This is a genomic window from Pseudomonas sp. AC247 (genome assembly GCF_979258015.1).
The window spans coordinates 738,965-762,824 of sequence record NZ_OZ409829.1; the positions used below are offsets into that span (position 1 = coordinate 738,965).

Here is a 23,860-nt window from a genome sequence, read left to right on the forward strand (position 1 = left end):
CGACAGCCTTGCTAGAGTGGGTCTGCACCTTTGGATGAATTCAATCGCCGTTAGGGGGTAAAACATGGCAATCGATATCGGTATCAGTGAAGAAGATCGCAAGTCCATTGTTGAAGGACTGTCGCGTCTGCTGTCGGACACCTACGTGCTGTATTTGAAAACCCACAACTTCCACTGGAACGTCACCGGGCCGATGTTCCGCACGCTGCACTTGATGTTTGAAGAGCAGTACAACGAACTGGCGCTGGCCGTCGACTCGATCGCCGAGCGTATTCGTGCGCTGGGTTTTCCCGCACCTGGGGCCTACGCCACGTACGCGCGTCTTTCCTCTATTAAGGAAGAAACCGGCGTGCCGAGCGCCGAGGACATGATCAAGCAACTGGTTGAAGGCCAAGAGGCGGTTACCCGCACCGCGCGCGGTATCTTCCCGCTGTTGGACAAAGTCAGTGACGAGCCGACTGCCGACCTGCTGACCCAACGCATGCAAGTGCATGAAAAAACCGCGTGGATGCTGCGCGCGCTACTGGAGGCATGATCCGGGCGCGCGGGCATCTCGTACGGTTGCTCGCGCGCTGTCCAGACTCTTACCGGTTGCGTTGGCTTATCCTACGTGGATGGGCAATAAGTCATCTGGCTATAACTTTGCGTCTGCGCTTTTATGGAGGTCACACGGATGTGGCTTTTGAAACCCGCAGAAATGGCAAAGGAGTGTCAGCGATATGGAAGATGCAGACAGGCGCAAGGACAGGATTGTCGGGCCGCCTCAGGATTTGATCGTCGATCCGTTCGTCAACGAGTTCGACATGACGCTGGTCCGGCCGTTATCACGGTCGGTACGTTTGAATGGTTATGCGACCTGCCTGCGACTGGAGCAGGTGTACTGGAATATCCTCGGCAACATGGCCGCCGACAATTGCTGTTCGATCAGTTCGCTGTTGTCCCACGTCGATCGCGAAGTGCAACTGCGCCACGGTGGGGTGAAAAACTTCAGCGCGCTGGTGCGGGTAGTGTGCGTGATCAACGGGGGCGGGGCAGTGCCGCCGGCCATTGCCGTCTGAAAAAAGGCGATTGCCATTAAATGCGGGCTGTGCAGTCTTACGGCTGCACAGCCCGCATTTAATGGATATAATCCCGCTCTTTCGCCGCAAAGCCCCGCGCGCGGTGGCAACCTGATCGCCGAGACACCCCCATGCCGATGTACGATTATCAATGTGCTTCCTGTGGTCATCAGTTGGAAGCCATTCAAAAGATCAGCGAGGCACCGCTGGTCGACTGCCCTGCCTGCCAGGCGCCAGAGTTGAAGAAACAACTGTCGATGCCAGGCTTTCGCCTCAGTGGCGGCGGTTGGTACGAAACCGATTTCAAGACCGGCGCCAAGAAGAACCTGGCCGGTGGCGACAAATCTGACTAGGGTTCAACCCCGGGTTGAACGACACGCGTGAGTTTCCGCATTGCTTGAACGCAACGCGATCTCCACCGAATATCGAATGACGAGAAGCGAACCATTATCATGATGCGCAGCCACTATTGCGGCCAACTGAACGAAAGCCTGGAAGGCCAGGAAATTACCCTTTGCGGATGGGTTCACCGTCGCCGCGACCACGGCGGGGTGATTTTCCTCGATATCCGTGATCGTGATGGTCTGGCCCAAGTGGTATTCGATCCGGATCGCGCCGAGAGCTTCGCCGCTGCCGATCGGGTGCGCAGTGAATACGTGGTGAAGATCACCGGTAAGGTGCGTCTGCGCCCGGCCGGTGCGACCAACGCCAACATGGCGTCGGGCATGATCGAAGTGCTGGGCTACGAACTGGAAGTGCTGAACGAGTCGGAAACCCCGCCGTTCCCGCTGAACGAGTTCTCCGACGTCGGCGAAGAAACCCGCCTGCGCTATCGCTTCCTCGACCTGCGTCGTCCGGAAATGGCCGAGAAGCTGCGTCTGCGTTCGCGCATGACCACCAGCATCCGTCGCTTCCTCGACGAGAACGGCTTCCTCGACGTTGAAACACCGATCCTGACCCGTGCCACCCCTGAAGGTGCGCGTGACTATCTGGTACCGAGCCGCACCCACGCCGGTTCGTTCTTCGCTCTGCCGCAATCGCCGCAACTGTTCAAACAACTGTTGATGGTGGCCGGCTTCGACCGTTACTACCAGATCGCCAAGTGCTTCCGTGACGAAGACCTGCGCGCTGACCGTCAGCCAGAATTCACCCAGATCGACATCGAGACCAGTTTCCTCGATGAAAAAGAGATCATGGGCCTGACCGAGCAAATGATCCGCAACCTGTTCAAGGAAGTGCTGGATCTGGAATTCGGCGAATTCCCGCACATGACCTTCGAAGAAGCCATGCGCCGCTACGGTTCCGACAAGCCAGACCTGCGTATCCCGCTGGAACTGGTCGACGTTGCCGATCAACTGAAAGAAGTTGATTTCAAAGTGTTCAGCGGCCCGGCCAACGACCCGAAATGCCGTATCGCTGCTTTGCGCGTTCCAGGCGGGGCGAGCATGCCGCGCAAGCAGATCGACGACTACACCAAGTTCGTCGGCATCTACGGTGCCAAGGGCCTGGCGTACATCAAGGTCAACGAGCGCGCTGCCGGTGTTGACGGTCTGCAATCGCCGATCGTGAAAAACATTCCGCTGGAAAACCTCAACGCCATCCTCGATCGCGTTGGCGCCGTTGACGGCGACATCGTGTTCTTCGGCGCCGACAAGGCCAAGATCGTCAGCGAAGCCTTGGGCGCACTGCGCATCAAGCTTGGTCACGACCTCAACCTGCTGACCTGCAAGTGGGCGCCGATGTGGGTTGTCGACTTCCCGATGTTCGAAGAAAACGACGACGGCAGCTTCTCTGCGCTGCACCACCCGTTCACCGCGCCGAAGTGCTCGCCGGAAGAACTGGAAGCCAACCCGGCCGGCGCTCTGTCCCGTGCCTACGACATGGTGCTGAACGGCACTGAGTTGGGTGGCGGTTCGATCCGTATCCACCGCAAGGAAATGCAGCAAGCAGTCTTCCGCCTGTTGGGTATCAACGAAGCGGAACAGGAAGAGAAATTCGGCTTCCTGCTCGACGCCCTGAAGTACGGTGCACCGCCGCACGGTGGTCTGGCCTTCGGTCTCGACCGTCTGGTGATGCTGATGACCGGCGCCCAGTCGATCCGTGAAGTGATCGCCTTCCCGAAAACCCAGAGTGCTGCTGACGTGATGACGCAAGCGCCGGGTGTGGTGGATGCCAAGGCATTGCGCGAGCTGCACATTCGTTTGCGCGAAACGCCAAAGGCTGAGTAAGACGGGCCTGAAGGCGCATCTTCGGATGCGCCTTTTTTCTTTCTATAGAGAGCAGGTCGAGATTTTTTGTGTGCTGGCCGCTGCATGAGCAGGGCGGGCAACGTTTCAAAGAGAATTCGGAGCGAGTTATGGCAGGTCATTCCAAGTGGGCGAACATCAAGCACCGCAAAGAACGTCAGGATGCCAAGAGAGGCAAGATCTTCACCAAGTGGATCCGTGAGCTGACCGTTGCGGCCCGCCAGGGTGGCGGTGATCCGGGTTCCAACCCGCGTCTGCGCCTGGCGCTGGACAAGGCACTGAGCGCGAACATGAGTCGCGACATCATCGACCGTGCCGTCGCGCGCGGCGCCGGTGCCACCGAAGCGGACAACGTTGAAGAGCTGACCTACGAAGGTTACGGCCCGGGCGGCGTAGCGGTTATGGTTGAGTGCATGACCGACAACCGCAACCGCACTGCGGCAGCCGTGCGCCATGCGTTCAGCAAGTGTGGCGGCAACCTCGGCACCGACGGTTCGGTGGCGTACCTGTTCGAGCGCAAAGGCCAGATCAGCTTCGCGCCAGGTGTCGATGAAGACGCACTGACCGAAGCGGCGCTGGAAGCCGATGCCGATGACGTGGTCAGCCACGAAGACGGTTCGATCGACGTGTTCACCTCGTTCACCAGTTTCTACGCGGTGCGTAACGCGCTGGAAGCAGCCGGGTTCAAGGGTGATGATGCCGAAATCGTCATGCAGCCGACCACCAGCGCCGAGCTGGATCTGGAAGGTGCCGAGAAGGTGCTCAAGCTGATCGACATGCTTGAGGATCTGGATGACGTGCAGAACGTTTACTCCAACGCGGACATTCCGGAAGACGTCGCCGCCCAGCTCGGTTGATGTAAATAGAAAGGTCGCAGTTTTTGCTGGCTCTACACTTCCCCTGTAGGAGCTGCCGAAGGCTGCGATCTTTTGATCTTTTAAAAACACAAAGATCGCAGCCTTCGGCAGCTCCTACCTGTACCCTCAGCTTTCGCATTAATTTCTGCAGGCGTTATGACTTTAATTCTTGGTATCGACCCCGGTTCGCGCATCACCGGTTACGGGATTGTTCGTGATACCGGGCGTGGCGGCTGTATTTATGTAGCGTCCGGCTGCATTCGTACCGGCGCGGGCGAATTGCATGAGCGTTTGCAAATCGTTTATCGCGGCGTGCGCGAAATCATCCAGACGTACGGCCCGGTCACCATGGGCATTGAAAAAGTCTTCATGGCGAAAAACGCCGACTCGGCTTTGAAACTCGGTCAGGCCCGTGGCGCCGCGATTGTCGCTGGCGCTGAAGAGAGCCTGGAAATCGCCGAGTACACGGCGACTCAGGTCAAGCAGGCCGTGGTGGGCACCGGCGCTGCCAATAAAGAACAAGTGCAGATGATGGTCATGCACATGCTCAAGCTCACCGCCAAACCGCAAATCGATGCATCCGACGCCCTGGCCATTGCCATTTGTCACGCGCACACCCGCTCCAGTCTGCTGCCGCACGGCTTGGGCACTGCACGCAGTCGTGGCGGGCGCCTGCGTCTCTGATAGCATCAGCATCAAATTTCCTGAAAGCGGATGCTTGAGCCTGTGTCGTCGGCCCGGAATCCGCCTTTCGACAGTCGCCAGCCCACGGCTGGCCAACGCTCAAGGATCTGAAACGTGATTGGACGCTTGCGCGGCACCCTGGCTGAGAAACAGCCGCCGCACCTGATTCTGGATGTAAACGGCCTCGGGTATGAGCTGGAAGTGCCCATGACCACGCTTTATCGTCTGCCGTCGGTCGGTGAACCGCTGACCCTGCACACCCATTTGGTCGTACGCGAAGACGCGCAACTGCTTTATGGGTTTTCCGGTAAACGTGAGCGAGACTTTTTTCGCGAGTTGATCCGTCTCAATGGTGTCGGGCCGAAATTGGCCTTGGCGTTGATGTCGAGTCTGGAAGTCGACGAACTGGTTCGCTGCGTACAATCCCAGGACACCTCGGCGCTGACCAAGGTGCCGGGCGTTGGCAAGAAGACGGCCGAGCGCTTGCTGGTCGAGCTGAAAGATCGCTTCAAGGCGTGGGAAACTTCGCCGGCGATGTTTGCGCTGGTACCGAATCAGCCGGACGGCCCGGCGCCGGTCAATACCGCCGAGAACGATGCCGTCAGTGCGTTGATTTCCCTCGGTTACAAACCGCAGGAAGCGAGCAAGGCGATTACCGCCATCAAGGACAAGAATTTGAGCAGTGAAGACCTGATCCGCCGCGCCCTGAAGGGAATGATTTAAGTGATTGAAGCTGATCGTCTGATCGCCGCCGCGCACAGCCCGCGCGAGCGCGAAGAAGTCCAGGACCGGGCCATTCGCCCGGTCAGCCTGGCCGACTACATTGGCCAGCCGACTGTGCGCGAGCAGATGGAACTGTTCATCCAGGCTGCCCGTGGCCGTAATGAATCCCTCGACCACACGCTGATCTTCGGCCCGCCGGGCTTGGGTAAAACCACGCTGGCCAACATCATTGCTCAGGAAATGGGCGTATCGATCAAGAGCACATCCGGTCCGGTGCTTGAGCGTCCAGGCGATCTGGCGGCATTGCTGACCAATCTTGAGCCGCACGATGTGTTGTTCATCGACGAAATCCATCGTCTGTCGCCGATCGTGGAAGAAGTGCTGTACCCGGCGATGGAGGACTTCCAGCTAGACATCATGATCGGCGAGGGGCCGGCGGCGCGTTCGATCAAGCTTGATCTGCCACCGTTCACGCTGGTGGGTGCGACCACTCGCGCCGGCATGCTGACCAACCCGTTGCGTGACCGATTCGGTATCGTCCAGCGTCTTGAGTTCTACAGCACGGCCGATCTGGCGACGATTGTCAGCCGTTCGGCAGCGATTCTCGGTCTGCCGCTGGATCCGGAAGGTTCTTTCGAAATCGCCCGGCGCGCCCGTGGTACGCCGCGAATTGCCAACCGTTTGCTACGGCGCGTGCGCGATTTCGCCGAAGTCCGCGCCAAGGGCCATATCACCAAGGCAGTGGCGGATCTGGCGTTGAACCTGCTGGATGTCGACGAACACGGTTTCGATCATCAGGATCGCCGTTTACTGTTGACCATGATCGAGAAGTTCGACGGCGGGCCGGTCGGTATCGACAGCCTCGCCGCCGCGATCAGCGAAGAACGTCACACCATTGAAGACGTGCTGGAACCGTACCTGATTCAGCAGGGCTACATCATGCGCACACCACGGGGCAGGGTGGTAACGCGGCACGCATACCTGCATTTCGGTTTAAACATTCCGTCACGAATGGGTGAGATGCCCGTGGTAGACGAGTTTCTCGATGCCGTGGACGATTGATACACATTTTTTGGCGATTTATTCAGGGTTTGTACTGTCAGACGACGGTACTTTTGCAGTAAAGCCCTGAAACCATGAAAAACAGTTGCCTGGCCGGATTGGCAACCTGAGGAGTAAGCACTAGAGTATGCGCGCGCAAAACGGGCTTGAGCCGTTCGCACATCGTTGTCGCGTTTATTACGAGGACACCGATGCGGGCGGCATCGTGTATTACGTTAATTACCTCAAGTTTATGGAACGGGCTCGAACCGAGCGGCTCCGCGAGCTGGGCTTTGCCCAATCGCAGCTTGCCGGGGAGGATCTGTTGTTTGTCGTGCACTCCAGCGAAGCGCGCTACCACGCGCCGGCGCGACTGGACGACGAACTGCTGGTAAGCGCTGATGTAATCGAATTGAACCGGGTCAGCCTGCGCTTCAAACAGCAGGTCAGGCGGGCAACGGATAATGTGCTGCTCTGTGAAGGGCAGTTTTTGGTGGCCTGTGTGCGCACTAACAGTTTGAAACCCCGGGCCCTTCCCGAAGACTTGCGTGCGGCCTTTGCCGACGCGGTCGGTCCGGGTACACACTCAAAGCAGGAGATAAAGCGTGGAAGCTAACGTCGTCGACCATTCCTCCATGTGGAGCCTGGTCAGCAATGCCAGCATCGTGGTGCAGTTGGTAATGTTGACCCTGGTGGCCGCATCGGTGACCTCATGGATCATGATCTTTCAGCGCAGCAATCTGCTGCGTGCCGGTCGACGCGCCCTGGAGAGCTTCGAAGAGCGCTTCTGGTCGGGTATCGACCTGTCCAAGCTGTACCGTCAGGCGGGCAGCAACCCGGACCCGGATTCGGGCGTCGAGCAAATCTTCCGTGCCGGTTTCAAGGAATTCTCCCGTCTGCGTCAGCAGCCAGGCGTCGATCCTGAAGCGGTAATGGAAGGCGTGGCCCGTGCCATGCGCGTGGCCATCTCCCGCGAGGAAGAGAAGCTCGAGCAGAGCCTGCCGTTTCTCGCCACCGTTGGTTCGGTCAGCCCGTACATCGGCCTGTTCGGTACGGTGTGGGGCATCATGAACTCCTTCCGCGGCCTGGCCAGCGCCCAACAAGCGACCCTGGCCACCGTAGCCCCGGGTATCGCTGAAGCCCTGATTGCCACCGCGATCGGTCTGTTCGCCGCGATCCCGGCGGTCATCGCTTACAACCGTTTCGCCGCTCGCAGCGAAACCTTGCTGGGCCGCTACTACACCTTCGCCGATGAATTCCAGGCGATCCTGCACCGCAAAGTGCACACCAGCGAAGAATAAGCAGGTAATTTCCAATGGCTTTAATCGCTCGAGCTCGCAAAAAGCGCAAGCCGGTCGCCGAGATGAACGTGGTGCCTTACATCGACGTGATGTTGGTACTGCTGGTCATCTTCATGGTGACCGCGCCGATGCTCAATCAGGGCGTGAAAGTTGATCTGCCCAAGGTTTCCAGCGAAGCCTTGCCGCAGGACAACAACACACAGGTCCTGACCATTTCGATCAAGGCTGACAAGACCTATTACTGGAACCTTGGCAGCGAAGTCGATACCGAGAAGCAACAGGACAGGGCCATGACCCTGCCGCAAATGACCGACGCGGTGACCAAGATCATTCGCGCCGGTACCGAAGGCGGCAAGCGTACCCAGGTCTTCATCCGCGGTGACAAGACCGTCGATTATGGTTCCGTCATGGGCGCCATGGGCGGGTTGCAGAAAGCCGGGGTCGGTAATGTTGGTTTGATTACCGAGGCCCCCTGATGCAGCAACAGCGAGAGCCGTCCGCCTCGGAAAGCTACTTCTGGCCTAGTGTTCTGGCAATTGTCCTGCACGTGCTGGTGTTCGGCATGCTGTTCGTCAGTTTTGCCTTTACACCAGAGCTGCCGCCGGCCAAACCGATTGTCCAGGCGACCCTGTACCAACTGAAATCGAAAAGTCAGGCAACCACCCAGACCAATCAGAAGATTGCGGGTGAGGCGAAGAAATCCGCCGCGCGCCAGACCGAAGTCGAGCAAATGGAACAGAAAAAGGTCGAGCAGGAAGAGATCAAGGCCGCTGCGGAACAAAAGAAAGAAGAAGCGGCTCAAAAAGCCGAGGAAGCCAAGAAGGCCGATGAGGCTAAAAAAGCGGACGAAGCGAAGAAGGCGGATGACGCCAAGAAAGCTGACGACGCGAAAAAAGCCGAAGCCAAGAAGGCCGAAGAGAAACAATTGGCTGATATAGCCAAGAAGAAGGCTGAAGAAGAGGCTAAGGAAGAAGCCAAGAAAGAGGCTGCTGAAGAAGCCAAGAAGAAGATCGTCGAAGACGCGAAGAAGAAAGCCGCCGAAGACGCCAAGAAGAAAGCTGAAGCTGAAGAGGCGAAGAAGAAAATCGCCGACGAAGCGAAGAAGAAAGCTGCTGCCGATGCTGCGAAGAAGAAAGCGCAGGATGCGGCACGCAAATCGACCGAAGACAAAAAGGCTCAGGCCTTGGCCGATCTGCTTTCCGACACGCCGCAGCGCCAGCAGGCCTTGGCCGATGAGCAGGGTGATGAAGTCGCGGGCAGTTTCGATGACCTGATTCGTGCGCGAGCTGCAGAGGGTTGGGCTCGTCCACCTTCGGCACGCAAAGGCATGACAGTCGTGTTGCAAATCGGCATGTTGCCGGACGGTACGGTGACTTCGGTCAGCGTGGCCAAATCCAGTGGCGACGGTCCGTTTGATGCTTCGGCAGTCGCGGCAGTGAAGAATATTGGACGTTTGACAGAAATGCAGGGAATGAAGCCGAGCGATTTCGCTCCGTATCGTTCATTCAAGATGACATTCACACCTGAGGATCTAGCCTTGTGAGAAACCTTCTTCGAGGAATGCTGGTCGTGATCTGCTGCATGGCAGGGATCGCGATGGCGGATGAAAAGAACATTCTGGTTACCAGCGGCAGCGATCGGGCTACCCCGATCGCCGTTGTACCGTTCGGTATGCAGGGCGGTGCCGTACTGCCGGACGACATGGCTGAAATCATTGGTAACGATTTGCGGAACTCGGGCTACTACTCGCCGATTCCAAAGCAAAACATGATCAGCCAGCCAAGCCAGCCGAGCGAAATCATCTTCCGTGACTGGAAGGCGGTGGGTGCTCAATACATGATGGTCGGCAGCATTGCCCCAGCGGGCGGCCGCCTGCAGGTACAGTGGGCACTGTTCAACGTGGCCACCGAGCAGAAAGTGGCGGACGGCAACGTTTCCGGTACGACCGAGCAGTTGCGCGACATGGCGCACTTCATCGCCGACCAGTCGTTCCAGAAACTGACCGGTATTGAAGGTGCGTTTTCGACGCGTCTGCTGTACGTGACGGCTGAGCGTTTCTCCGAGAAGAACACTCGCTACACCCTGCAGCGTTCGGACTATGACGGTGCCCGTGCGGTGACCTTGCTGCAATCGCGTGAGCCAATCCTGTCGCCGCGTTTCGCACCGGACGGCAAGCGTATTGCCTACGTGTCGTTCGAGCAGAAGCGCCCACGCATCTTCATGCAGAACATCGACACCGGTCGCCGTGAGCAGATCACCAACTTCGAAGGCCTGAACGGCGCGCCAGCCTGGTCGCCAAATGGTGATCGCCTGGCGTTCGTACTGTCCAAGGACGGTAATCCGGACATCTACGTGATGAACCTGGCTTCGCGCCAGATCACCCGTGTGACCGCAGGTCCCGGCATCAACACCGAACCGTACTGGGGCAAGGATGGTTCGACCATCTACTTCACCTCGGACCGCGGCGGCAAGCCACAGATCTACAAAACCAGCGCCAGCGGCGGCGGTGCCGAGCGAGTGACCTTCATCGGTAACTACAACGCCAACCCGAAACTGTCGGCTGATGAAAAGACTTTGGTGATGATCCATCGTCAGGATGGCTTCACCAATTTCAAGGTGGCGGCCCAGGATTTGCAGCGAGGGAGTGTAAAGATCCTCACTGATAGCACTCTGGACGAGTCGCCTACTGTTGCGCCCAACGGCACCATGGTAATCTACGCCACCCGCCAACAGGGCCGGGGAGTCTTGATGCTCGTGTCCATTAATGGACGCGTTAGGCTCCCGCTTCCTACCGCTCAAGGCGAAGTCAGAGAACCGTCCTGGTCCCCTTACCTGAAGTGAGCGGGCGCTACACGTTTTACTTAACACACTGGGGTTCATTAGGAGTTTCACGATGGAAATGCTGAAGTTTGGTAAATTTGCTGCGCTGGCTCTGGCCATGGCTGTAGCTGTAGGTTGCTCGTCCAAAGGCGGCGACAACGCCGGTGAAGGCGCTGTTGATCCAAACGCTGGTTACGGCGCAAACACTGGTGCCGTTGACGGTTCCCTGAGCGAAGAAGCTGCTCTGCGCGCAATCACCACCTTCTACTTCGAATACGACAGCTCGGACCTGAAGCCAGAAGCCATGCGCGCTCTGGACGTTCACGCCAAAGACCTGAAAGCAAACGGCGCTCGCGTTGTTCTGGAAGGCAACACCGACGAACGTGGTACTCGTGAGTACAACATGGCACTGGGCGAGCGTCGTGCGAAAGCCGTTCAGCGCTACCTGGTACTGCAAGGTGTTTCCCCAGCTCAGCTGGAACTGGTTTCCTACGGCGAAGAGCGTCCAGTTGCTACCGGCAACGACGAGCAGTCCTGGGCTCAAAACCGTCGCGTCGAACTGCGTAAGTAATTCGATATGCGAACGTGCCGTCGTGCTGTAACTGTTCTGGCTCTCAGCCTCGCGCCGCTTGCGGCGTGGGCTGCGGTTCCTGTGGTCGATGACAACTCCGGTTATAACAATAGCGGGAGCAGTTATCCGCCTGCAGGTTACGGTACGAACGGCGCCTATGCCGGGGGAGCGGCTTCGGCCCCTGCCTCGGCACAAGGCATGCTGTTCAACCAATTGCAACAGATGCAGGATCAGATCTCGCGCCAGCAAGGCGTGATTGAAGAACTGCAGAATCAGGTTGCGCGCATGAAGCAGGAATCCCTGGAGCGATACCAGGATCTTGATCGGCGCATAGGAACCGGCGGTGCTGCACCGGCCGCGACTCCTGAGAATTCTTCTGCCGGTGGCGATGCAAGTGCTGCTGCCGGAGCTGCTGCTGGCGCCGGGGCTGCTGCCCAGGCACCTGCTGCGGGTAGCGAACCGGCTGATCCGGCCAAAGAAAAGCTGTATTACGATGCTGCTTTCGACCTGATCAAAGCCAAGGATTTCGACAAGGCCAGCCAGGCTTTCGCCGCTTTCCTGCGCAAATACCCAAACAGCCAATACGCGGGCAATGCCCAGTACTGGTTGGGCGAAGTCAACTTGGCCAAAGGCGATCTGCAAGGTGCAGGTCAGGCGTTTGCCAAGGTTTCGCAGCTGTATCCCAAGCACGCCAAAGTGCCGGATTCGCTGTACAAGCTGGCTGATGTAGAGCGCCGCCTTGGTCATACCGACAAGGTCAAAGGCATTCTGCAGCAGGTGGTGGCCCAATATCCGGGTACCTCCGCCGCTCAGTTGGCTCAACGCGATCTGCAACGCATGTAAGCACGCTTGACCCGTTTAGAAGAAACCCGCGCTTGTCGCGGGTTTTTTCGTTAGAATTCACGCCCTTTTTCTGAAACACGCTTCTTGTAGTCCGCGCGTTGGCGCGATTGCCTGAAGTGCCTGACGGAGGCGGACAGCCTGTTTAGCTGTTACGCCCGTGGCGACTATGCAAGACACATTGAGAATCACCGAAGTTTTCTACTCTTTGCAGGGGGAAACGCGGACTGCCGGGCTGCCCACTGTTTTTGTGCGCCTGACCGGTTGCCCTTTGCGTTGCCAATACTGCGACAGCGCGTACGCCTTCAGTGGTGGTACCGTGCGCACCCTCGACGATATCCTTGAGCAAGTGGCCGGATTTCGTCCGCGCTACGTTTGTGTCACCGGCGGTGAGCCGCTGGCACAGCCGAATGCCATCCCTTTCCTTAAACAGTTGTGTGATGCCGGCTATGAGGTCTCGCTGGAAACCAGCGGCGCCCTCGACGTCTCGGCGGTCGATCCGCGCGTCAGTCGCGTGGTTGATCTGAAAACACCGGGCTCGAAAGAAGCCCACCGCAACCGTTACGAAAATATCGAATTGCTGACCCCCAATGATCAGGTGAAGTTTGTCATCTGCTCGCGGGAAGACTATGACTGGGCGGTATCCAAACTAATCCAGTACGGGCTTGATCGACGTGCGGGTGAAGTGCTGTTCTCCCCAAGTCATCATGACCTCAATGCCAGGGATCTGGCGGATTGGGTGGTGGCAGACAACCTGCCAGTGCGGCTGCAACTGCAGTTGCATAAATATCTATGGAATGATGAGCCGGGGCGCTGATATGACTGAACAACTGAAGACTAGCGAAAAACGTGCGGTAATCCTGCTGTCTGGCGGCCTCGACTCGGCCACTGTTGTAGCGATGGCCCGTGCCGAAGGTTACGCCTGCTACACCATGAGCTTCGACTACGGTCAGCGCTCCCACGCCGAACTGCATGCTGCTGCACGCGTCGCCCGTGATTTGGGTGTGGTCGAGCACAAAGTGATTGGCCTCAATCTGAATGGCATGGGCGGCTCGGCCCTGACCGACACCAGCATCGACATTCCTGAAGAGCTGGGTGAAGGCATTCCGGTGACTTACGTGCCGGCGCGTAACACGGTGTTCCTGTCGTTGGCATTGGGTTGGGCAGAAGTGCTCGGCGCGCGCGACATCTTTATCGGTGTGAACGCGGTGGACTATTCCGGTTACCCGGATTGCCGTCCCGAGTTCATCGAGTCGTTCGAGCGCATGGCCAATCTGGCGACGAAGGCAGGCGTGGAAGGCAATGGCTTCCGTATCCAGGCGCCGTTGCAGAACCTGAGCAAGGCGCAGATCGTCCAGGCCGGCGTGAAGCTGGGCGTTGATTATGGCCTCACCGTTTCCTGCTATCAGGCCGACGATGAAGGCCGCGCGTGCGCCAAATGCGACAGCTGCCGCCTGCGCGCAGAAGGCTTCGCGGCCGCTGGTGTGGACGACCCAACACCTTATTTTTGATTATTTTCAAAAAGGTGTTGAATAGTCCTTAAAAATCAGTATTATACGCGCCACCACACAGCGGGTCGTTAGCTCAGTTGGTAGAGCAGTTGGCTTTTAACCAATTGGTCGTAGGTTCGAATCCCACACGACCCACCATTTTTGGCGGTTTAGAAAATCCGGAAGGCCCACGCAAGTGAGGATTTCCGGGTTTTTTTTTGCCTGCAATTCGGGCCCGCGTCGTTTCAGTGTCAGTAGCGCTGACGCAGGTCAGAATGATCTTTTGTATCAACGGGATATTCTGTAGCCTTGCGCAGCTTCAATGCTGTCCGTGCCTGATAATACTCACTCTCCCGGCGGTACCCTCAAGCGGTCCGGAGCCGGGTGTATACTCGACTTTCGCGCGAAAGCGCCTGCAGGTCTTGCGAACATGACGCAGATTTCCGAACGCCTTCTGGTTCAAGCCCACCTCGATGCCAAACAGCCCAAACCGCTGACGGCTGAGGAAGAGGCTTATTACCGTGCCGCCATCGCCGCCGAGCTCAAGGCTCAGGACGCGGTGCTGGTGGCTCACTTTTATTGCGACCCGGTGATTCAGGCGCTGGCCGAAGAAACCGGCGGTTGCGTCTCCGACTCCCTGGAAATGGCGCGCTTCGGCAACGCCCACCCGGCCAAGACCGTGGTGGTCGCCGGTGTGAAGTTCATGGGCGAGACGGCGAAGATTCTCAACCCGGAAAAACGCGTGCTGATGCCGACTCTCGAGGCGACCTGCTCGCTGGATCTGGGTTGCCCGGTCGACGAGTTCTCGGCGTTCTGCGATCAGCACCCGGAGCGTACGGTGGTGGTCTACGCCAACACCTCCGCAGCGGTAAAGGCTCGGGCTGACTGGGTGGTGACATCGAGTTGCGCGCTGGAGATCGTCGAAAGCCTGATGGACAACGGTGAGACGATCATCTGGGGGCCGGACAAGCACTTGGGCACGTACATCCAGCGCAAGACCGGCGCAGACATGCTGTTGTGGGACGGTGCCTGCATCGTCCACGAGGAGTTCAAGTCCAAGCAGCTTGAGGACATGAAGGCGCTGTACCCGGACGCCGCGATTCTGGTGCACCCGGAGTCGCCGACGTCGGTGATCGAGCTGGCGGACGCTGTTGGTTCCACCAGTCAGTTGATTGCCGCCGCGCAGAGCCTGCCAAACAAGACGCTGATCGTCGCCACCGACCGTGGCATCTTCTACAAGATGCAGCAGTTGTGCCCGGACAAGGTCTTCATCGAAGCGCCAACCGCCGGTAACGGCGCAGCGTGCCGCAGTTGCGCACATTGCCCGTGGATGGCCATGAACACCCTTGAGCGCACGCTCAAGAGCTTGAAGGAGGGCACGAACGAGATCTTTGTTGATCCGGCGTTGATTCCGCAGGCGATCCGGCCGCTCAAGCGCATGCTGGATTTCACCCAGGCCGCACGGATGAAGCTGGCCGGTAACGCCTGAAAGCAAAAGATCGCAGCCTTCGGCAGCTCCTACATTGTTCTCGGTAGGAGCTGCCGAAGGCTGCGATCTTTTTTTGTGGGCGCTTACTTTTGTTTCTTCGGGACTCGCACCACGAGAGTATCCGAATAGATGTCATGCCACGTGCGATTCTGCTTGTCATACAGCGACCAGAAGAATCCGATCCCGGCGCACAGCCATGACGCAATCGACACCATAAAGCGCAGCAGCGCCTGCCACAGGCTGATCGCGCTGCCATCGGCGTTCTGCACACGAATGCCCCACACCTGCATGCCCAGCGTCTGCCCGCCGTGGGTCCAGAACTTGGCAAAGAATCCAAACAGCACCAACAACAGTACCGTCGAATACAGTGGGTCGCCGTCCATTTTTCCGGCATCGGTCAGCACGCGCAGGCGTTCTTCGCCGATGATCGCGGCCTGGATCAGTTTGTAAATGAAACCGGTGACGATCAGCAGAGCGGTGCACAGCAGGAAGTCATAGAACATCGCGGCCAGACGACGGCCCAGGCCAACGGCAGGAAAATCGCCCTGGGGAGTGAGCAGGTTTTTCGACATGGCAGCCTCTGGACGCTAATGGAAGCGCCATTTTACGGATTCGCGCGCACAAAAAAGCCCCTGATATCAATATCAGGGGCTTTTTCGTTACAGAAGATTAGCCTTCTGCTTGTACTTCGTCAGCCTGCATGCCTTTCTGGCCTTGCACAGCAACGAAAGTCACTTTCTGGCCTTCCTTCAGGCTTTTGAAGCCGTTGCCCTGGATGGCGCGGAAATGCACGAACAGATCCGGACCGCTTTCAGGAGTGATAAAACCAAAACCTTTCTCGTCGTTAAACCACTTGACGGTACCGCTCTGACGTTCAGCCATTTCTTATTTCCTTTGACGCAAAAAATTAATGACAGTCTCTTTCACATGAAAGAGTACTGGGGCTGGTTGCAGGAGAGTAAGAAGACGTCGAACGGGATGTAGCTAACTTGTAGGCTACTGCCCAGGTCACGATTCCAAGCTGACCCATGCAAACACAGTGAACAAACTCTACGCCAACTACGGGAGAAAAAACAAGCCCTGTGAAGACCCCGGTTTTGCTGCGCTTGCTGGTTGTTAGTCGGTCCACTAGTGCAGGCTTAGACGATTTGCTTGTTCAGTTGTTTTCGAACGTTATAAGCAAAGTTCATATTCGAATCGGTTGATAGACAATGCACTGTTTTATGGCGGTTGCGTTACACATTAGTGCACGTTTAACGCAACCGCGTTACTTATAGAAACAGTCAATCAACCACGATAGTAGCGTTGTGGAACAAATGGCATTTTGCTTACAAGCATTTGCACCTTTTTCCCACGCACGATGGCCCAAACAGCTGTATCAAGTGCGACATAAGCGCTGTCGAGATAACCCATCGCCAATGGCCCGCCCAAAGTCGGACCGAAACCACCGCTGCACACGCTGCCAATGATTTCGCCATCCGCGTTGACGATTTCTGCGCCTTCGCGCACCGGGGTGCGTTCTTGTGGCAGCAGGCCTACACGTTTGCGCGCTACGCCATTTTGTTGCTGGGTGAACACGGTCTCAGCGCCCGGGAAACCGCCAGCGCGTGCGCCGTCAGCACGGCGTGGCTTGGAGATCGCCCACAGCAGGCTGGCTTCGATTGGCGTGGTTTCGGTGTTCATGTCGTGGCCGTACAGGCACAGACCCGCTTCAAGACGCAGCGAGTCGCGAGCACCAAGACCAATGGCCTCGACTTCCGGTTCGGCGAGCAGGGCGCGCGCCAGTTTTGCTGCCTCAGCGGCCGGCACCGAGATTTCGAAACCGTCTTCACCGGTGTAGCCCGAGCGGCTGACGAAGCAATCGACGCCCAGCAACGACACGCGGTTGAACTGCATAAACGTCATCTTCGCCACTTCCGGGGCAAGACGCGCCAGCACCGTAACGGCCGCCGGGCCTTGCAGCGCCAGCAGCGCGCGCTCCTCGAACAGCTCCGTAATGGTGCACTGAGCGCCGATGTGTTTTTGCAGATGAGCGAGATCCTGATCCTTGCACGCGGCGTTGACCACCAGGAACAGCTCATCGTTGCCGAGATTGGCGACCATCAGGTCATCGAGGATGCCGCCGCTCTCGTTGGTGAACATCGCGTAACGCTGCATGCCCACCGGCAGGTCGATGATGTCCACCGGTACCAGGGTTTCCAGGGCTTTGGCGGCGTTGGCGCCGGTCAGGCGAATCTGGCCCATGTGCGAGACGTCGAACAGCCCGGCGTTTTCACGGGTGTGCTGGTGTTCTTTCATCACGCCGAGCGGGTATTGCACCGGCATGTCGTAGCCGGCGAACGGCACCATGCGGGCGCCGAGTTCTATGTGCAGAGCGTGCAGCGGGGTTTTCGACAGTTGTTCGGTGGACATGCGGAACTCCTTGATTCACACCAACCCTCTCCCAGGGAGAGGGGGCTAATTAGCATTCGATAATGTTGACCGCCAGACCGCCGCGGGCGGTCTCTTTGTATTTGCTTTTCATGTCGGCGCCGGTCTGACGCATGGTGCGGATGACTTTGTCGAGGGAGACGAAATGCTGGCCGTCGCCGCGCATGGCCATGCGCACTGCGTTGATGGCTTTCACCGAGCCCATCGCATTGCGCTCGATGCACGGCACCTGCACCAGTCCGCCAATCGGGTCGCAGGTCAGGCCGAGGTTGTGTTCCATGCCGATTTCTGCGGCGTTCTCGACTTGCTGAACACTGCCACCGAGCACTTCGCACAACGCACCTGCAGCCATTGAGCACGCTACGCCGACTTCACCTTGGCAGCCGACTTCGGCGCCGGAGATCGAAGCGTTTTCCTTGTACAGAATGCCGATGGCCGCAGCCGTCAGCAGAAAGCGCACGACGCCGTCGTCATTCGCGCCGGGGATAAAGCGCATGTAGTAATGCAGCACCGCCGGAACGATCCCCGCCGCGCCGTTGGTTGGCGCCGTGACCACACGCCCGCCGTTGGCGTTTTCTTCGTTGACCGCCAAGGCATACAGGTTGACCCAGTCGAGTACCGACAACGGATCGCGCAGCGCTGATTCCGGGTTCTTGCACAGCTGCCGATGCAACGCCGCCGCACGGCGTTTGACCTTCAAACCGCCCGGCAAAATGCCTTCGTTACGGCAACCGGCAGCAACGCAGTCCTGCATCACTTGCCAGATGTTCAGCAGCCCGGCGCGGGTTTCCGCTTCCGGGCGCCAGGCGCTTTCGTTGGTCAGCATCACCTGACTGATCGACAGACCATAGGTGGTGCAATGGCCGAGCAAGTCCTTGGCGCTCTTGAACGGGAAGGTCAGCGGCGTGGCGTCTTCAACGATGCGGTCGGCACCGGCCGCATCCTCATCGACGACAAAACCACCACCGACGGAGTAGTACTCGCGGCTGCGAATCTGCAGCCCGGCCGCATCGAAGGCGCGGAAGATCATGCCGTTGGGGTGATAGGCCAGCGGCTTGCGGATCATTGCCAGGTGTTCTTTCTCGTTGAACGCAATGCTGTGTTCACCGAGCAGATTCAGCCGGCCGTTGCCGCGAATTTCTTGCAGGCGCGCGGCGACGGTTTCGGTATCAACAGTGTCCGGGTGTTCGCCTTCGAGGCCGAGCAGCACGGCTTTGTCGCTGCCGTGGCCTTTACCGGTGGCGCCGAGGGAACCGTACAACTCGACGCGAACGCTGGCGGTGGCCGTCAGCAGGTTTTCACGTCGCAGGCCTTCGGCGAAACGCGCAGCAGCACGCATCGGGCCGACGGTGTGGGAACTGGAGGGGCCGATGCCAATCTTGAACAGGTCGAACACGCTTAACGACATGAGTGGTTCTCCGGTTTCTTGTTATAGGAATTGGCGAAACATCAGGCTGGTTACATCCCCTGTAGGAGCTGCCGAAGGCTGCGATCTTTTGATCCTGATCTTTCAACAGCAAGATCAAAAGATCGCAGACTTCGGCAGCTCCTACAGGTGAAGCGGTGGGGGCGAGTGGCTCGCCCCCTACACGTTTAAGCGTAGCTTTCGATCGACGGGCAGGCGCAGACCAGGTTGCGATCGCCGAAGACGTTGTCGACGCGACCGACCGGTGGCCAGTATTTGCCTTCGATCAACGAAGCAACCGGGTAAACGGCCTGCTCGCGGCTGTACGGGTGCGTCCACTCGCCAACCAGTTCCGCTGCGGTGTGCGGAGCGTTTTTCAGTGGGTTGTCGTCCTTGTCCAGCGTGCCGTTTTCCACCGCGCGGATTTCTTCGCGGATGCGGATCATCGCGTCGCAGAAGCGATCCAGTTCTTCTTTGGATTCACTTTCGGTCGGCTCGATCATCAGCGTGCCCGCGACCGGGAAGGACATGGTCGGCGCGTGGAAGCCGAAGTCGATCAGGCGCTTGGCGACGTCATCAACGCTGATGCCGCTGCTGTCTTTCAACGGACGCAGATCGAGGATGCATTCGTGCGCCACCAAGCCATTGCTGCCGGTGTACAGCACTGGGTAGTGCTCTTCCAGACGACGGGAAATGTAGTTGGCATTGAGGATCGCCAACTGCGAAGCGCGCTTCAAACCCGCGCCGCCCATCATGCGAATGTACATCCAGGTGATCGGCAAAATGCTCGCGCTGCCGAACGGTGCCGCGCAGACCGCGCCTTCCTTGCGTTCCATCTGGCCGTGGCCTGGCAGGAACGGCGTCAGGTGCGATTTGACGCCAATCGGGCCGACGCCCGGGCCACCACCGCCATGCGGGATGCAGAAGGTTTTGTGCAGGTTCAGGTGCGAAACGTCGCCGCCGAACTTGCCCGGTGCGCAGAGGCCGACCATCGCGTTCATGTTGGCGCCGTCGATGTACACCTGGCCGCCGTTGTCATGAATGATTCCGCAGATTTCGCGGATGCCTTCTTCGAACACGCCGTGCGTCGACGGGTAAGTGATCATCAGCGCGGCGAGGTGTTCGCGGTGCTCGATGGCTTTGGCGCGCAGGTCTTCGATGTCGACGTTGCCACGGGCATCGCACGCAGTCACGACCACGCGCATGCCAGCCATGTTGGCGGTGGCCGGGTTGGTGCCGTGGGCGGACGACGGGATCAGGCAGATGTCGCGACGCTCATCGCCACGGCTCTGGTGGTAGGCGCGGATGGCCAGTAGGCCAGCGTATTCACCTTGCGAACCGGCGTTCGGTTGCAGCGAGATCGCGTCGTAACCGGTGGCGGCGCAGAGCATCGCCTCCAGTTCGTCAGTCAATTGCTGGTAACCGGCACTTTGCGCGGCCGGGGCGAACGGATGCAGCGCACCGAATTCAGCCCAGGTCACCGGGATCATTTCGCTGGCGGCGTTGAGTTTCATGGTGCACGAGCCCAGCGGGATCATGGTGCGATCCAGTGCCAGGTCCTTGTCCGCCAGTTTGCGCAGGTAGCGCATCAGCTCGGTTTCCGAGTGATATCGGTTGAACACCGGGTGGCTGAGGATTGGCGACTGACGTACCAGCGCAGCGGGAATAGTGCTCTGAACGGAGGCGGCGAGAGCCGCGAAGTCCGGCAGGGTCTTGCCGTCGGCGAACAGGCCCCACAGGGTTTCGATATCTGCCTGCGTGGTGGTTTCATCGACCGACAGGCCCAGACGCTGAGCGTCGATCACGCGCAGGTTGATCTGCGCAGCGTGCGCCTTGTCGTGCAGCGCGGCGGTTTGTGCGCCGGTAGCCACGGTCAGGGTGTCGAAGAAACTGGCTTGTTCAACTGTCGCGCCCAGCGCGGTCAGGCCCTTGGCCAGAATCGCGGTCAGGTGATGCACGCGGTTGGCGATCTGTGTCAGGCCTTTCGGGCCATGGTAGACGGCGTACATGCTGGCGATGTTGGCCAGCAGCACTTGCGCGGTGCAGATGTTCGACGTGGCCTTCTCGCGGCGGATGTGTTGCTCGCGGGTTTGCATCGCCAGACGCAGCGCCGGCTTGCCGAAACGGTCGACCGAGACACCGACCAGACGGCCCGGCATGTCGCGCTTGAACGCATCTTTGGTGGAGAAGTAAGCGGCGTGCGGGCCACCGAAGCCCAGCGGCACGCCGAAGCGTTGTGCCGAACCGATGGCGACGTCAGCGCCGAACTCGCCCGGGGCGGTCAGCAGGGTCAGGGCCAGCAGGTCAGCAGCCACGGCCACCAAAGCGTTGGCGGCGTGGAAGCGTTCGGTCAGGTCGCGGTAGTCGAACACATCACCGTTGCTCGCCGGGTATTGCAGCAGTGCGCCGAAGAACGGGGTGACGTCAGTCAGTTCACGCTCATCGCCAACAACCACGTCGATGCCCAGTGGCTCGGCACGGGTGCGCAGCACGTCGAGGGTTTGCGGGTGGCTGTGGATCGAGGCGAAGAATTGGTGGCTGCCCTTGTTCTTGCTCAGGCGTTTGCAGAAGGTCATGGCTTCGGCAGCGGCGGTGGCTTCGTCGAGCAAGGATGCGTTGGCGATCGGCAGGCCGGTGAGGTCGCTGATCAGGGTCTGGAAGTTCAGCAGCGCTTCGAGACGGCCTTGGGAAATTTCTGGCTGGTACGGCGTGTAAGCGGTGTACCAGGCCGGGTTTTCCAGCAGGTTGCGCAGGATCGGCGACGGCGTATGGCAGTTGTAGTAGCCCTGGCCGATGTAGGTCGTGAACAGTTGGTTTTTGCCGGCGATGGATTTGATCATCGCCAGGGCATCGGCTTCGCTGAGGCCGTCGTCCATGCCGAGCACGCTGGTGCCCTTGATGCTTTCCGGGATGACGCTGGCGCTCAGCGCTTCGAGCGAATCGAAGCCGAGGCTGTTGAGCATGGCTTGCTCGTCACCGGCGCGCGGGCCGATGTGACGGGCGATGAATTCGTTGGCGGTGCCAAGGTTTACTTGAGTCATGTCAGTGTTCCTCAGGCTTCGGCTTGGGCTTTGATCAGACGGTCGTACGCGTCCTGATCGAGCAGTTTGCCGACAGCGGCGGCGTCGCTTGGCTTGAAGCGGAAGAACCAGCCTTCGCCCAGCGGATCTTCGTTGACCAGTTCCGGGCTGTCTTCCAGTGCCGGGTTGGTTGCCAGCACTTCGCCGTCGAGAGGCATGTACACGCCGCTGGCGGCTTTCACCGATTCGACGGTGGCGGCTTCGGCGCCTTTTTCGTAAGCCTGCAGCTCAGGCAGTTGCACGAACACCACGTCGCCCAAGGCGTTCTGCGCGAAAGCGGTGATGCCGACAGTAACGCTGCCGTCAGCTTCGGTGCGCAGCCATTCGTGATCTTCAGTAAAACGCAACTCGCTCATGGAAACTCCTCAGGGGCCAGACTCGTCTGGTGGACGCGGTGGAAGGCTTGGGCAGGGAAGCCCATATTTATGAGGAAATAGTTAGCAAGAATGCTGCCAAATTTAATTTGTCGTTGTAAATCAAAGGATTGAATGCTATTTCGGCAGGCTTGGAATGGGGCTGTGTAGCGAAATCGCTACACAGCGGAGCGGGGAAAAAAGCTGAACGGGATCAAAGCCTTGCACAGCGGTGATCAGAGATGGGTGTATCGATATCGTTCCGATGTAGCGTTTTCAGTACAGGTGGAGGTCGTTTCTGATGCTGTGCCTGTGGGCGTATAACGAGGCCTTAGACTGGCTTTGCAACAATCTTTAACACTCCGAAGTTTCTGATTTTCTATTTATACGATTTGGTATTCATGATTTTATTTTTTTTGTTGCGTACTTTCGTCCGTAAAGGTTTTTGGAAGCTGCGCGAAGGTTCTATTGCATTCAATGATCGCGAAGTTGTAAGTGGAATTCTTGTCGGGGATGGCTATGGCAGCTTGGCGGAAAGGTAGTAATGATAGACGGCTTCCGTCTGCTGGCTCAACGTTGCATATTCCTGGGGGTAAGTGGAATGATGTTTCGACTATCAGGTTTTTCACTATTTTTTCTATTTCTTTTGTTTTTATGTGCTCTACAAAGCCTAATGGTGCACTTACAGTCATGGCCGCTCCCACAAGAAGTGAGGCAAAGATGAGCATCTCTTTGTTTTTAGTATTTGGTGTGATGGGGCGATTTCCGATAAGACAGCGTCTATATCGGTTCTCCTTGGCGTTAATTTTGTCGATGGTTATCATCTTGGTGAACGTTATCATGCTGATGAGGATGTAGATTGCTAGGCTGAAAACCACTGCTGTATAGGCCCAGATCCCCACAGTCACGCAAATTGCTATGATTTTCTGCGCATCCGGAAAGTTTGATGCATTAACCAAAGTGTACTCGGCTATCACATCATCCGTCATTGCGTTTGATTTATAACCAATGAATACGGCGGATACCACAAGTATTGTTTTGATCGCTTTTGAATGGTTCTCGTAGGTGTCTTTAAGTTTGTAGTGTTCTATCAGTAATGCAACGGTTCCCGTAATAGTCAGGAAGATCGGTCCTGCACACAATGAAAATATACTTACATTGGTTAGGAGGAATTTCTGTACTGCTGCAAGCATGATAAACGAGAAAGTCCCAATCCAAATAGATGTGCAGTATGAATCGATGATGCTCCAGTTTGCGAAAGAGTAATTTAGTCTGAATTTTGGTGCGTATATGAATATGCGCCTCCGTTCTCCATAAAGAACTATTGCTGTTATGATTATGGGTAAGAATGACAGCGCGGCAAGCAGTTTTACTTCGAACATTTTTTGACTCTGTTCCTTGAGTAGTTGTTATTAATGGTGATTCAAGTTCGGTTTTCTGTATGAAGCTAGGGGCATTATGCCATCACGGAT

Annotated in this window: 25 protein-coding genes and 1 tRNA gene; 19 read left to right on the plus strand and 7 right to left on the minus strand. The window is 57.9% G+C overall.

All coding sequences use genetic code 11. The features are described from left to right. Positions 1 to 64: 64 nt before the first annotated feature. The 19 genes from ACZZ0B_RS03515 (at position 65) to nadA (ending at position 15,120) form a co-directional block, all read left to right on the plus strand. Positions 65 to 535, plus strand: coding sequence for a Dps family protein (locus tag ACZZ0B_RS03515; protein WP_008080217.1), 471 nt, complete (start codon positions 65 to 67; stop codon positions 533 to 535). Between the two features lie 184 nt (positions 536 to 719). Beyond that, on the plus strand, positions 720 to 1,058 hold the full coding sequence (locus tag ACZZ0B_RS03520) for a ribbon-helix-helix domain-containing protein (RefSeq protein WP_008080218.1): 339 nt from the start codon (positions 720 to 722) through the stop codon (positions 1,056 to 1,058). A 131-nt stretch (positions 1,059 to 1,189) separates the two neighbouring features. Beyond that, positions 1,190 to 1,411 (plus strand): FmdB family zinc ribbon protein, encoded by a 222-nt coding sequence (locus ACZZ0B_RS03525; RefSeq protein WP_007912741.1) that lies wholly within the window; start codon positions 1,190 to 1,192, stop codon positions 1,409 to 1,411. A gap of 99 nt (positions 1,412 to 1,510) precedes the next feature. After that, a complete protein-coding gene (gene aspS, locus ACZZ0B_RS03530; RefSeq protein WP_008080219.1) occupies positions 1,511 to 3,286 on the plus strand; it encodes an aspartate--tRNA ligase in 1,776 nt (591 codons plus the stop codon). Between the two features lie 128 nt (positions 3,287 to 3,414). Then, positions 3,415 to 4,161, plus strand: coding sequence for a YebC/PmpR family DNA-binding transcriptional regulator (locus tag ACZZ0B_RS03535; protein WP_007912738.1), 747 nt, complete (start codon positions 3,415 to 3,417; stop codon positions 4,159 to 4,161). Positions 4,162 to 4,317: 156 nt separating this feature from the next. After that, complete coding sequence (ruvC, locus tag ACZZ0B_RS03540) at positions 4,318 to 4,845, plus strand: crossover junction endodeoxyribonuclease RuvC (protein WP_008080220.1); 528 nt, start codon at positions 4,318 to 4,320, stop codon at positions 4,843 to 4,845. Between the two features lie 114 nt (positions 4,846 to 4,959). After that, entirely contained in the window at positions 4,960 to 5,568 is a 609-nt protein-coding gene (gene ruvA, locus ACZZ0B_RS03545; RefSeq protein ID WP_129395230.1) for a Holliday junction branch migration protein RuvA, read from the plus strand. After that, a complete protein-coding gene (gene ruvB / locus ACZZ0B_RS03550; RefSeq protein WP_008080222.1) occupies positions 5,569 to 6,630 on the plus strand; it encodes a Holliday junction branch migration DNA helicase RuvB in 1,062 nt (353 codons plus the stop codon). It abuts the gene before it with no gap. Between the two features lie 127 nt (positions 6,631 to 6,757). Then, positions 6,758 to 7,225 (plus strand): tol-pal system-associated acyl-CoA thioesterase, encoded by a 468-nt coding sequence (gene ybgC, locus ACZZ0B_RS03555; RefSeq protein ID WP_007912735.1) that lies wholly within the window; start codon positions 6,758 to 6,760, stop codon positions 7,223 to 7,225. Beyond that, positions 7,215 to 7,910, plus strand: a complete 696-nt coding sequence (gene tolQ / locus ACZZ0B_RS03560; RefSeq protein WP_008080223.1) for a protein TolQ — start codon at positions 7,215 to 7,217, stop codon at positions 7,908 to 7,910. The genes ybgC and tolQ overlap by 11 nt, the downstream gene beginning before the upstream one ends. A 23-nt stretch (positions 7,911 to 7,933) precedes the next feature. Continuing rightward, positions 7,934 to 8,386, plus strand: a complete 453-nt coding sequence (tolR, locus tag ACZZ0B_RS03565; protein ID WP_161806672.1) for a protein TolR — start codon at positions 7,934 to 7,936, stop codon at positions 8,384 to 8,386. Then, entirely contained in the window at positions 8,386 to 9,453 is a 1,068-nt protein-coding gene (gene tolA / locus ACZZ0B_RS03570; protein ID WP_007912728.1) for a cell envelope integrity protein TolA, read from the plus strand. Before tolR ends, tolA begins: the two co-directional genes overlap by 1 nt. A 17-nt stretch (positions 9,454 to 9,470) precedes the next feature. Next, a complete protein-coding gene (gene tolB, locus ACZZ0B_RS03575) occupies positions 9,471 to 10,751 on the plus strand; it encodes a Tol-Pal system beta propeller repeat protein TolB (RefSeq protein WP_177323305.1) in 1,281 nt (426 codons plus the stop codon). A 52-nt stretch (positions 10,752 to 10,803) separates the two neighbouring features. Then, positions 10,804 to 11,301 carry a peptidoglycan-associated lipoprotein Pal gene (gene pal, locus ACZZ0B_RS03580; protein WP_003178634.1) on the plus strand — a complete coding sequence of 166 codons (498 nt, stop codon included), beginning with the start codon at positions 10,804 to 10,806 and terminating at the stop codon, positions 11,299 to 11,301. Between the two features lie 6 nt (positions 11,302 to 11,307). Then, positions 11,308 to 12,144: a tol-pal system protein YbgF gene (gene ybgF, locus ACZZ0B_RS03585; RefSeq protein WP_008080228.1), complete on the plus strand. Its 837-nt coding sequence runs from the start codon at positions 11,308 to 11,310 to the stop codon at positions 12,142 to 12,144. Positions 12,145 to 12,310: 166 nt separating this feature from the next. Next, positions 12,311 to 12,958, plus strand: a complete 648-nt coding sequence (gene queE, locus ACZZ0B_RS03590; RefSeq protein ID WP_463544383.1) for a 7-carboxy-7-deazaguanine synthase QueE — start codon at positions 12,311 to 12,313, stop codon at positions 12,956 to 12,958. Position 12,959: 1 nt separating this feature from the next. Continuing rightward, on the plus strand, positions 12,960 to 13,652 hold the full coding sequence (gene queC, locus ACZZ0B_RS03595) for a 7-cyano-7-deazaguanine synthase QueC (RefSeq protein ID WP_008080236.1): 693 nt from the start codon (positions 12,960 to 12,962) through the stop codon (positions 13,650 to 13,652). Positions 13,653 to 13,714: 62 nt separating this feature from the next. Next, positions 13,715 to 13,790: transfer RNA gene (locus ACZZ0B_RS03600), tRNA-Lys, on the plus strand. A gap of 271 nt (positions 13,791 to 14,061) precedes the next feature. Further along, positions 14,062 to 15,120 (plus strand): quinolinate synthase NadA, encoded by a 1,059-nt coding sequence (gene nadA, locus ACZZ0B_RS03605; protein WP_008080237.1) that lies wholly within the window; start codon positions 14,062 to 14,064, stop codon positions 15,118 to 15,120. An 83-nt stretch (positions 15,121 to 15,203) separates the two neighbouring features. Here nadA and ACZZ0B_RS03610 read toward each other — a convergent pair whose 3' ends face one another. The 7 genes from ACZZ0B_RS03610 to ACZZ0B_RS03640 all read right to left on the minus strand — a co-directional run bounded on the left by ACZZ0B_RS03610 (position 15,204) and on the right by ACZZ0B_RS03640 (position 23,770). Next, on the minus strand, positions 15,204 to 15,692 hold the full coding sequence (locus ACZZ0B_RS03610) for an RDD family protein (RefSeq protein ID WP_463544384.1): 489 nt from the start codon (positions 15,690 to 15,692) through the stop codon (positions 15,204 to 15,206). A 97-nt stretch (positions 15,693 to 15,789) separates the two neighbouring features. Next, on the minus strand, positions 15,790 to 16,002 hold the full coding sequence (locus ACZZ0B_RS03615) for a cold-shock protein (protein ID WP_003365337.1): 213 nt from the start codon (positions 16,000 to 16,002) through the stop codon (positions 15,790 to 15,792). Positions 16,003 to 16,407: 405 nt separating this feature from the next. After that, positions 16,408 to 17,532, minus strand: coding sequence for a glycine cleavage system aminomethyltransferase GcvT (gene gcvT / locus ACZZ0B_RS03620; protein ID WP_463544385.1), 1,125 nt, complete (start codon positions 17,530 to 17,532; stop codon positions 16,408 to 16,410). Between the two features lie 49 nt (positions 17,533 to 17,581). Beyond that, positions 17,582 to 18,958, minus strand: a complete 1,377-nt coding sequence (locus tag ACZZ0B_RS03625; RefSeq protein WP_008086535.1) for an L-serine ammonia-lyase — start codon at positions 18,956 to 18,958, stop codon at positions 17,582 to 17,584. A gap of 185 nt (positions 18,959 to 19,143) precedes the next feature. Next, positions 19,144 to 21,996, minus strand: a complete 2,853-nt coding sequence (gene gcvP, locus ACZZ0B_RS03630) for an aminomethyl-transferring glycine dehydrogenase (protein ID WP_463544386.1) — start codon at positions 21,994 to 21,996, stop codon at positions 19,144 to 19,146. A gap of 11 nt (positions 21,997 to 22,007) precedes the next feature. After that, on the minus strand, positions 22,008 to 22,391 hold the full coding sequence (gene gcvH / locus ACZZ0B_RS03635) for a glycine cleavage system protein GcvH (protein WP_008086539.1): 384 nt from the start codon (positions 22,389 to 22,391) through the stop codon (positions 22,008 to 22,010). Positions 22,392 to 22,795: 404 nt separating this feature from the next. Further along, the gene (locus ACZZ0B_RS03640; protein WP_463544387.1) at positions 22,796 to 23,770 is read right to left on the minus strand and encodes a hypothetical protein; all 975 of its coding nucleotides are present in this window, start codon (positions 23,768 to 23,770) and stop codon (positions 22,796 to 22,798) included. Positions 23,771 to 23,860 lie beyond the last annotated feature (90 nt).